Below are 5,666 nucleotides of genomic sequence, written 5' to 3'. Positions count from 1 at the left end.
CGGCCGCGTCCGGCCGGCTCTGGCGCCCGGTCGCCGGGCGGCGATAGCGTGCGCCGATGACGAAGCCAGCCCCCGGGACGGCGGTGGTCACCGGCGCGGCCGGCGGCCTCGGCCGCGCCATCGCCGCCGCGCTGCACGCCGACGGCTGGCCGGTGCTCCTCACCGACCACGACGACCAGGCGGTGGCCCGTGCCGCCGCCCCGCTGGGCGGCTGGTCGCGCCGGCTGGACGTACGCGACTCCGACGCCTGTGCCGCCGTCGCCGCCGAGGCCGCCGGCCGGGGCGGGCTCGGCCTCTGGGTGAACAACGCGGGGATCCTCGTCACCGGCCCCTCGTGGGAGCACGACGCGGCGACCCGTCGCCGGGTGGTCGAGGTCAACGCCCTCGGCGCGATGAACGGCACCCTCGCCGCGCTGGCCGTCATGCGGGGACAGGGGCACGGGCACGTGGTCAACGTCGTGTCGCTGGCCGGCCTGGTGGCCGCGCCCGGCGAGACCGTCTACGCGGCCAGCAAGCACGCCCTCGTCGCGTTCAGCATCGGCACCCTCGCCGACCTGCGGCTGGCCGGGCACCGGGGCGTACACGTGTCGTGCCTGTGCCCGGACGGGATCTGGACGCCGATGCTGCACGACCGGCTCGACGACCCGGGCGCCGCGGCCTCCTTCACCGGGACGCTGCTGACCCCCGAGCGGGTGGCCCGGCGGGCCGCGCGGCTGGCCCGGCGGCCCCGCCCGGTGGTCAGCGTCCCCCGCTGGCGCGGCGCGCAGGTCCGGCTCCTCGACGCGCTGCCCGGCGTCGCCGTGCGCCTCGCCCCGCTGATCCTCGCGGCCGGCAGGGCCGGGCAGCGCCGCCAGCGCCGGCGGATCGGGGCCGGTCCGCAGTGAGCGGGCTTGCTAAGTTTCGAACGTGACTCACATCGACCGGTGCGACGAGGCCAGCCGGCGCTGGGTGACCGAGGCGATCGCCGCCGTGGAGGCGGACGCCAACCGCTCCGCCGACACCCACCTGCTGCCGTTCCCGCTGCCCCGGTCGTGGGGGATCGACCTCTACCTCAAGGACGAGTCGGTGCACCCGACCGGCTCGCTGAAGCACCGGCTGGCCCGTTCGCTCTTCCTCTACGGGCTGTGCAACGGCTGGATCGGCCCGGAGACCACGATCGTGGAGGCGTCCTCCGGCTCGACGGCGGTCTCCGAGGCGTACTTCGCGCGGATGCTGGGGCTGCCGTTCATCGCGGTGATGCCCGCCTCCACCTCGCCGGAGAAGATCGTCCAGATCGAGTTCCAGGGTGGCCGCTGCCACCTCGTCGACGACCCGGCCAAGGTGGTCGTGGAGGCCCGCTGGCTGGCGGAGGACTCCGGCGGGCACTTCATGGACCAGTTCACCTACGCCGAGCGCGCCACCGACTGGCGGGGCAACAACAACATCGCCGAGTCGATCTACGCGCAGCTCGCCCTGGAACGGCACCCGGTGCCGGCGTGGGTCGTGGTGGGCGCCGGCACGGGCGGCACCAGCGCCACCATCGGCCGGTACGCCCGCTACCAGCGGCTGCCCACCAAGTTGTGCGTGGTCGACCCGGAGAACTCCGCGTTCTATCCCGCCTGGCAGGCCGCCGACTGGTCGGTGCGCACCGGGCGGGGCTCCCGCATCGAGGGCATCGGCCGGCCGACCGTCGAGGCGTCGTTCGTGCCGTCGGTGGTGGACCGGATGGTCCAGGTCCCCGACGCCGCCTCGCTGGCCGCCATGCGCGCCGGCTCGGCCGTGCTCGGCCGCCGGGTGGGCGGCTCGACCGGCACCAACCTGTGGGGCGCCTTCGGGCTGATCGCGGAGCTGCTCGCCGAGGGCCGCACCGGCTCGGTGGTCACCCTGATCTGCGACGCCGGCGACCGCTACGCCGACACCTACTACTCCGACGACTGGCTGGCCGCCCAGGGACTGGACCTCACTCCGCACCTGGCGACCGTCGAGCGCTTCCTCAGCACGGGCACCTGGCCGGCCTGAGCCGCCTCGCTGACCTGCGCCGCCTGCCTGGCCGAGCCGCGGGGTGGCCGAGCCAGCCTGGCCGGCCCGGTCGTCGGGGGAGGCGCCCGCAACCCGGTCAGCGCGGGTCGACGCGCTCGGCCAGCCCGGGGTAGCGCACCACGTAGCCGTCGCCGTCGAGGTCGATGTCGGCGGTGAAGGTGTCGCTGGTGAAGCGGACCCGGCCGGGGCCGAGCGGGGTGTAGACCTGCTCGGCGGGCACCACCAGCAGGCTGGGCACCAGCACCCAGGCGACGTCGATCCGGTGCGGGGTGTCGGCCGCGGCGCGGGGCAGCCCGAGCCGGCGCACCGGTAGCGCGTTGAACAGCGCCGCCCCGCCGAGGTCGACGTCCACCGCCCCGGCCAGCCGGTCCGGGTCGTCGGTGCCGGGAAGCCCGACCGGCGGGTGGCCGGCCGCCCGCAGCGCCGCGTCCAGGTCACCCTGCTCGGCGGTGGTCACCCGCCACCCGTCGGTCACCCGTTCCAGGCGTACGCTCCGCAGCCACCCGGTGCCCTCCGCCTCGACCTCGACGCGGAGGGTGGCCCACTCGGGGTCGGTGGCGAGCTGGTAGCGGCAGGTGTAGGGGATCGGGTCGACGGCCGTGAGCGTGCCCCGCGCCGTCAGTCCACGGCCGTCGTCGAACAGCGCGTGCTCCGCGCCGGCGGTGTCCGTCCGGGTCCAGAAGAGCGACTTCGGCATGGTCGGCATGAGCCGGACGTTACGCGACCCGGCCGGCACCGGCAGCGGATGCGCGAACGCCGCCGCGGAGCCTGGGCCCCGCGACGGCGTTCGTGGATGACGCTGTCGGTCAGTGGGTACGCGCCGGCGGACGCCCGCCGAAGCCCCGCCGGTCGTCGCGCGGCCGGTCGTCGCGCCCCCGGCCCTCGGGCCGGAAGCCGCCCCGGTCGCCGAAGCGCCGCTCGCCCTGCGGCCGGTCACCGTAGCCACGGCTGTCCGTGGACCGGTCCCCGTAGCCACGGCTGTCGGTCGGGCGGTCGGAGTAGCCACGGCTGTCGGTCGGCCGGTCGCCGTAGCGGCGCTCGCCCTGCGGGCGGTCACCATAGCCACGGCTGTCGGTGGGGCGGTCGGAGTAGCGCCGTTCGCCCTGGGGCCGGTCACCGTAGCCACGGCCGTCGGCGGGCCGGTCGGAGTAGCGGCGCTCGCCCTGCGGGCGGTCGCCGTAGCCACGGCCGTCGGTCGGGCGGTCGCCGTAGCGCCGTTCGCCCTGGGGCCGGTCGCCGTAGCGGCGCTCGCCCCGGGTGTCACGGTCGCCGTAGCGGCGCGGGCCGCCCGGCCGGTCGCCGTGCCGGCGCGGCTCCTCGGCCTCGATGCGCACCGGGACGCCGCTCGGCTCACGGGCGCCGGTCAGCTCGGCGAGCGCCGGGTCACCGACCCGCACCCGGGTCTCGGCCGGTGCCACGCCAGCCTTCTCCAGCATGGCGAGCGTGGTCCGCCGCTGCTTCGGCAGCACCAGCGTGGCCACCGCGCCGGACTCGCCGGCCCGGGCGGTACGCCCCGCGCGGTGCAGGTAGTCCTTCGGGTCCTTCGGCGGGTCGACGTGCAGCACCAGCGAGACACCGTCGACGTGGATGCCCCGGGCCGCCACATCCGTGGCGACCAGGACGTTCACCCGTCCCTCACGGAACTCGGCCAGCGTGCGGGTACGCATCCGCTGGGTCTTGCCGCCGTGCAGCCCGCCCGCCCGTACGCCGACGGCGGCCAGCTGCTCGACCAGCCGGTCGACGCCGAGCTGGGTGCGGGCGAAGACCATCGTCCGACCGTCCCGGGCCGCGATGGACGCGGCGACCGGGAACTTGTCGTGCGGCGGGATCAGCAGCATGTGGTGGTCCATGGTGGACACCGAGGCGGTGGACGGGGCGGTGGAGTGCGTCACCGGGTCGGTCATGAACCGCTTGACCAGCGCGTCGACGTCGCCGTCCAGGGTGGCCGAGAAGAGCAGCCGCTGGGTGCCGGCCGGCGTCTTCGCCAGCAGTTCGGTGACCTCGGGCAGGAAGCCCATGTCGGCCATCTGGTCGGCCTCGTCGAGGACCGTGACCTCGATGTCGTCCAGGTGGCAGACGCCCCGGGCGATCAGGTCGCCCAGCCGGCCCGGGGTGGCCACGATGATCTCCACCCCGCGCCGCAGCGCGTCGATCTGCCGGTCGTACGGCACGCCGCCGACGGCGGTCTTCAGGAACACGCCGACGGCCTTGCCGAGCGGCATCAGCGCGTCGTTGACCTGCATCGCGAGTTCCCGGGTCGGCACCAGGACCAGGGCCCGGGGGCGCAACGGCCGGGCCCGGTTGCGGTCGGCCACCAGGGCCAGCAGGGGCAGGCCGAAGGCCAGGGTCTTGCCGGAGCCGGTCTGGCCACGGCCGAGGACGTCGCGGCCGGCGAGCGCGTCGGGCATGGTGGCGCGCTGGATCTCGAACGGGGTGGTGATGCCCTGCCGGGCGAGCGCCTGGACCAGCGGCTGGGGCAGCCCCAGCGCGGCGAAGTCGGTGGCCTCGGGCGTCACCGGGGCGGCCGGGTCCTGGACGGTGCCGTCCCGCTCGACGGCGGTCTGCGCGTCGGCGGTGTCGAGGGCGGGCAGGAACGTGCTGGGTTCAGCAAAGGTCGTCAAGAAATGCCTTTCGAGCGGGGCGCATCTTCGCGATGGCCTGCCGCAGCTGAACGCCGCCGAATCGCCCGCAAGATCGCCCATGGGCGCGCAGGGCGCGCCGGGTCAGTGATCCCCACCAGTGTACGGCGACAGGGCGAACCCGCCACCCGACCACGGACGGGTAGTGGGCGGGCTCACCATCGACGTCGTACGCGGCTCACTTGTTCAGGACGCCGCCTACCAGCCCACCCACCGTGTCGTTGGCGAGCAGCACGACCAGCACGCTGATCGCCACGAGCAAGCCCAGCGAGGCGGCCAGGACGACCACCACCTTGGCGGTGCTGGAGCGCTGCTCGGTGGGGGTCTCCGTCCAGCCCTGGGCCAGGATGTGCCCGGTCAACGAGCCGGAGTTCTCCACCGGGTTGTTCGGGAACGACACGGTGCTGAAGCCCGGGCCCTCGGTGCCGGCTCCGGCGCCCGCGCCGTAGATGGTGCCCAGGTCGGGTCCGCCGTCGTAGCGGCCCGCGGGGGCGCCCCCGGCCTGCCCGACGCGCGTGGCCGAGCCGCCGCCGTCGACGCGACCGCTCAGCCGGCGTGCCTCCCGGGGCGCGGTGGCCGGCTCGGCACCACCGGGCCGGCGGTCACCCGGGTTGGTGGGCGGCGGCCAGCCCGGCAGTGCGGGAGCGGGCACCACCGGCGGCCCGGACACCGGAGGTGCGGAGAACGGCGGCGCCGACGCCGGGGGCGCGGAGAACGGCGGCGCGGATGCCGGGGGTGCGGAGAACGGCGGCGCCGACGCCGGAGGTGCGGAGAACGGCGGCGCGGATGCCGGGGGTGCGGAGAACGGCGGCGCCGACGCCGGAGGTGCGGAGAACGAGGGCGCGACCGCCGGGGGCGCGGAGAACGGCGGCGCGGATGCCGGCGGTGCGGAGAACGACGGCGTGACCACCGGCGGCGCGGAGAACGGCGGCGCGCCCGCGACGGGGCCCGGTGCCGGTCCGGCGTTCGCGGCGGCCGTGAGGGGCGGCGGCGGGAACGGTGGCGCCG

5 protein-coding genes and 1 pseudogene are annotated in these 5,666 nt (G+C 76.0%); 3 read left to right on the top strand and 3 right to left on the bottom strand.

The window, feature by feature from the left end:
• Positions 1 to 56 precede the first annotated feature (56 nt).
• Both F6X68_RS30095 and F6X68_RS30090 read left to right on the top strand, forming a co-directional pair.
• Positions 57 to 884, top strand: a complete 828-nt coding sequence (locus F6X68_RS30095) for an SDR family oxidoreductase (protein WP_151457416.1) — start codon at positions 57 to 59, stop codon at positions 882 to 884.
• Positions 885 to 906: 22 nt separating this feature from the next.
• Complete coding sequence (locus F6X68_RS30090; protein ID WP_151457415.1) at positions 907 to 1,998, top strand: PLP-dependent cysteine synthase family protein; 1,092 nt, start codon at positions 907 to 909, stop codon at positions 1,996 to 1,998.
• A gap of 97 nt (positions 1,999 to 2,095) precedes the next feature.
• Here the strand turns inward: F6X68_RS30090 and F6X68_RS30085 are convergent, their stop codons facing one another.
• The 3 genes from F6X68_RS30085 to F6X68_RS34520 all read right to left on the bottom strand — a co-directional run bounded on the left by F6X68_RS30085 (position 2,096) and on the right by F6X68_RS34520 (position 5,310).
• On the bottom strand, positions 2,096 to 2,716 hold the full coding sequence (locus F6X68_RS30085) for a putative glycolipid-binding domain-containing protein (protein ID WP_151457419.1): 621 nt from the start codon (positions 2,714 to 2,716) through the stop codon (positions 2,096 to 2,098).
• A gap of 109 nt (positions 2,717 to 2,825) precedes the next feature.
• Entirely contained in the window at positions 2,826 to 4,640 is a 1,815-nt protein-coding gene (locus F6X68_RS30080; RefSeq protein ID WP_192581601.1) for a DEAD/DEAH box helicase, read from the bottom strand.
• Between the two features lie 196 nt (positions 4,641 to 4,836).
• Entirely contained in the window at positions 4,837 to 5,310 is a 474-nt protein-coding gene (locus tag F6X68_RS34520) for a hypothetical protein (protein WP_225852518.1), read from the bottom strand.
• Between F6X68_RS34520 and F6X68_RS34515 the strand changes: the two are divergent.
• Positions 5,273 to 5,666 (top strand): annotated as a pseudogene (locus tag F6X68_RS34515) (hypothetical protein); the annotation flags it as partial. The gene F6X68_RS34520 and the pseudogene F6X68_RS34515 overlap by 38 nt on opposite strands.

It is taken from the genome of Micromonospora sp. AMSO12t, from assembly GCF_008806585.1.
In the GTDB taxonomy this organism is placed as follows: domain Bacteria; phylum Actinomycetota; class Actinomycetes; order Mycobacteriales; family Micromonosporaceae; genus Micromonospora; species Micromonospora reichwaldensis.
The sequence above is the reverse complement of the archived record's forward strand: the minus strand, read 5'-3'. Positions and strand labels throughout refer to the sequence as shown.